The organism is Pseudoxanthomonas mexicana (assembly GCF_001556105.1).
Taxonomy (GTDB): Bacteria; Pseudomonadota; Gammaproteobacteria; order Xanthomonadales; family Xanthomonadaceae; genus Pseudoxanthomonas_A; species Pseudoxanthomonas_A mexicana_A.
Genome location: NZ_LSIF01000078.1, coordinates 1 through 3,681, shown reverse-complemented (window position 1 = coordinate 3,681; position 3,681 = coordinate 1). Strand labels below are relative to the sequence as shown.

Sequence of the window (3,681 nt, the reverse complement as noted above, 5' to 3'; positions counted from 1 at the left end):
GTACTCCTCCAAGATGACCCTGGCCCCGCCCGAAGGCAGCGCCAGCGGCGGCACGGGGATGCGCTGGTCGTCCTGCGGAGTTTCGCCGATGAAGTCGACCTTGACGCGGGCGCCGCCGCTGGCGCTGCCTTCGGGCGGGGCCAGGGTCATCTTGGAGGAGTACAGCAGGGCCAGCACGAACAGGATGTGCACCAGCAGGCTCACGAGGGAGCCGATGCTGCGCTCGTGGCGTCTGATGTGGAGGTCTTCCCGGTCCAGCGGACTCAGCGACGCCGCGCTCGTGCGGCCTGGCGCGTCGCTCATGTGGGGGTGAGGGCGTCGGGGGAGTGGGACTTCATGGGGAGAGCAGCGGGGGCGTTCGGTGACATTATAGGGACGTCACATCAAGCGTATGAATGCGGAGTGTCTCTGGGGCCAGCCCCACGATGCCGGGGATGGGGGGCTACGACGAATCCGCACGTCGATCATGGATAGAAGGGGAAGCAAGATGAATGGGATTCGCAAGATTCCGATGTTTGGTGCGCGTCGATTCGCTGCCGAACTCTTGAGCGAACTAGATGCTGCAGCCAAGGAGCGCGAGGAGCTCCGATCCACACTGACAAGAATTGGTGGGTTGAGTCAGTTGGAGCGCGAACAGGCGCTGGAGAAGCTGAAGAAAAACATCTCTGAAACTTCTTCTGGATGGGCGGCTCAGCTTGTCGAGCTTGGCAAAGAGCGAGATCAGCTTCTGGCTCAGATAGAAGAACTTCGAAAAGAAGTGGTTGAGACCAGAGAACGCGCTCTTCTGCAGGAGTCAGGGGTTTACGAATACGCGCATCCGCTACAGGACGCAGTCGCGTACCAGGCCGAACTGGCGACTCTTGGCGCAAAGATCAAAGTAATGAACAAGGCTGAAGGCCAAGCAGTCGTTGGCGCAAAAGGTTGGACAGTAAATGGGTCCGAAGCGCAAGGTCGAACCATGCTTCGAGATTACGCGAAACTCATGCTCAGAGCATTCAACGCTGAAGCGGACGTCTTAGTGCGGGGCCTCAAGCCGTATGCATTGGATGCTGCCATTGACCGGTTGTACAAGGTGGCGAATACCATCCAGCGACTGGGCAAGACCATGAGTATCCGTATTACGGATGAGTATCTTGCGGTTCGTATAAGGGAACTTCAGCTGGTCGCTGACTTTGTGCAAAAGAAAGCAGAAGAGAAAGAGCTGGAGAGGCAGGAGCGTGAGCGCTTGCGCGAGGAGCGGAAAGTCCAGCAGGAAATCGAGCGGGAACGCTTGAAGCTGGCAAAGGAGCGTCAGCACTACTTGAATGCTTTGGAGGTGTTGCGTGCGAAGGGAGACTTGGAGGCTGTCGAGCGAATGAATAGCCAGATCTCAGAAGTTGAGCGTGCTATTGCGGATGTGGACTATCGGGCTGCGAACATCAGGGCTGGCTATGTCTATGTGATCTCAAACATCGGATCGTTCGGTCAGTCTCTTGTGAAGGTTGGAATGACGAGGCGTCTTGATCCGATGGATCGAATCAGGGAGCTAAGCGACGCATCTGTTCCCTTTAACTTCGATGTTCATGCGCTCTTCTTCTCGAAAGATGCGGTTGGGATCGAAGCTGCAATGCATTCAAGACTGTCCTCCTCGCGAGTGAATCTGGTCAATTTGAGGCGTGAGTTCTTTCGCGTCACGCCGCTCGACGCGAAGACTGTGCTTTCCGAGTTGGCAGGCGAACTTCTGACCTTTCACGACGAGCCGGAGGCGTTAGAGTTCAGGCAAAGTCAGAAGTTGGATGGGTTCTGAGCTTTATTTTTGGTCGGCCGGAACTCGTTTTTTTCCTGCTGTCCTTTCCCCCTTTTTCCTGTTTTCCAACTCATGTCGTGGAGGTGATGAATGGATGATGGTTCGGAGGATGAGATTGTTGAGAAGCGATTAAAAGATATCGCTAACGAAATATCCACTGACGGAGAAGTTCCTCCGATTACCGTAAGAGAGTTTCTCTCCTGGTTTGGCGCGTTGCGGCGTGGAAGTTGGATAGTTGGCCGAATTAGGAGAATGCTTTCGGATGCCGGTCTCGTAACCAGACCTGATTTTGAGTCTTTGTATATCGATTCAACATTTCTATTTGATGTTGAAGATGCGGGGCATGATGTGGTGGTTTCGCCCGATTCGGCGGTGGCGCATGCAGAGGCGTCGGTCGAGGTTGCTGTGAGGGAGGTTCCTGCCTATGCAGATCCGACGTATAGGCTAAGTAAACTAGCGGCAGCAAATAGAGTGCCGCAATGGGTGTCTCCGACGGCTTCATTGCAGGAGGCGGTGACTCTAATGGCTGCGAACGACTACTCACAGCTTCCAGTTATGACGGGAGTGCGTGATGTTAAGGGTGTTATAAGCTGGAATTCGATAGGTCTTCGGATGGGGTTTGGAAGAGAAGTTAAGACGGTCGGTGATGCTATGGATGCTCATCAGGAGATATCGAATGAGGCTTCTTTATTTCAGGCTATGCCAATAATTGTCCAACATCAATACGTGCTTGTACGAGGGCAAGATAAAACTGTTGTAGGTATTATTACGGCGAGTGATCTTAGTATTCAGTTTCAGCAGCTTACAGAGCCTTTTCTGTTGCTTGGGGAAATCGAAAATCATATCAGGCGTATAATTGATCTGAAGTTTTCGCCTGAGGAGCTTGCGCAGGCGGGTGACTCTTCAGACAAGAGTAGAGAAATTCAGCGAGTTTCGGATTTAACCTTCGGGGAGTATCTTAGGTTGATCGAGAATCAGGATCGCTGGGATCGGCTTGGGTTGTCGGTAGACAGGGTTGTTTTCTGTAAGCAGCTAGAGCGAGTCCGGTCAATTAGAAATGATGTGATGCATTTCGATCCGGATGGAATTCCCCCTGAAGATTTAGAGCTACTAAGGAAGGTTTGTAGTTTCCTCCAGCGGCTTCAGGGGATCGGAGCCTCCTGACCTCATCATCAACCCGTAAGGCGGGCTTGAGCCCGCCCTACGTCACTGAGCGGTGACCCAAAGAGGCTCGCTCGTCTCTCACTAAGACCCAACGTTGCATCAAAAACATCCAACGTTGCATCGAAAACATCGGTTCTTCTAACACTAAGACCCAACGTTCCATCAAAACGATCCAACGTTGGATCGAAAACATGCATTCATCCAACGCCATGATCGAACGTTGCATCGAAAAGATCCGTCGTTCCATCGAAAAGATCGAACGTTGCATCGAAAAGATCGAACGTTCCATCGAGAAGGTCCAACGCTGTATCGAAAAGATCCAACGCTGCATCGAACAACCCGGTAAGGCGGGCTTGAGCCCGCCCTACGTGTGGTGGCGTAGTGGGTTGCGGTGCTGGGGTTTGCATCTCGTAGGGTGGGCCCTGGCCCACCGGGTTGCGGTGGGGAGGTGTCGGATTTGTCCGATACCGATGCGCTGGCTGGGACGACGGCGGCAGGGTCATGGCGCAGGCACGCTGCGGTCATGTCGAACTACCGCCGCTTATGGGTGCCAGGCGGCACCTACTTCTTCACCGTGAACCTGCTGGAGCGCCGTCGCCGCTTGTTGGTCGATCATGCCGACCTGCTGCGCGACGCATTCCGCACGGCGAGGGCGGCGCGACCGTTCGAGGTGCTGGGGTAATCCCCCCGCTTTTAGCGGACACCAGAAGTGGAGCTATGCGGCCATTGCC

General features: G+C 54.3%; 3 protein-coding genes and 1 pseudogene. 3 read left to right on the top strand and 1 reads right to left on the bottom strand.

Annotation, left to right across the window (positions count from 1 at the left end):
• Nucleotides 1-303, bottom strand: a pseudogene (locus AX730_RS13800) (hypothetical protein); the annotation flags it as partial.
• Between the two features lie 184 nt (nt 304-487).
• Between AX730_RS13800 and AX730_RS13795 the strand changes: the two are divergent.
• The 3 genes from AX730_RS13795 (at nt 488) to AX730_RS18935 (ending at nt 3,632) form a co-directional block, all read left to right on the top strand.
• Nucleotides 488-1,786, top strand: coding sequence for an SNIPE associated domain-containing protein (locus AX730_RS13795; RefSeq protein WP_062357468.1), 1,299 nt, complete (start codon nt 488-490; stop codon nt 1,784-1,786).
• Between the two features lie 90 nt (nt 1,787-1,876).
• Complete coding sequence (locus AX730_RS18535; protein ID WP_157074258.1) at nt 1,877-2,950, top strand: CBS domain-containing protein; 1,074 nt, start codon at nt 1,877-1,879, stop codon at nt 2,948-2,950.
• Between the two features lie 523 nt (nt 2,951-3,473).
• Entirely contained in the window at nt 3,474-3,632 is a 159-nt protein-coding gene (locus AX730_RS18935) for a hypothetical protein (protein WP_198147206.1), read from the top strand.
• Nucleotides 3,633-3,681: the final 49 nt, after the last annotated feature.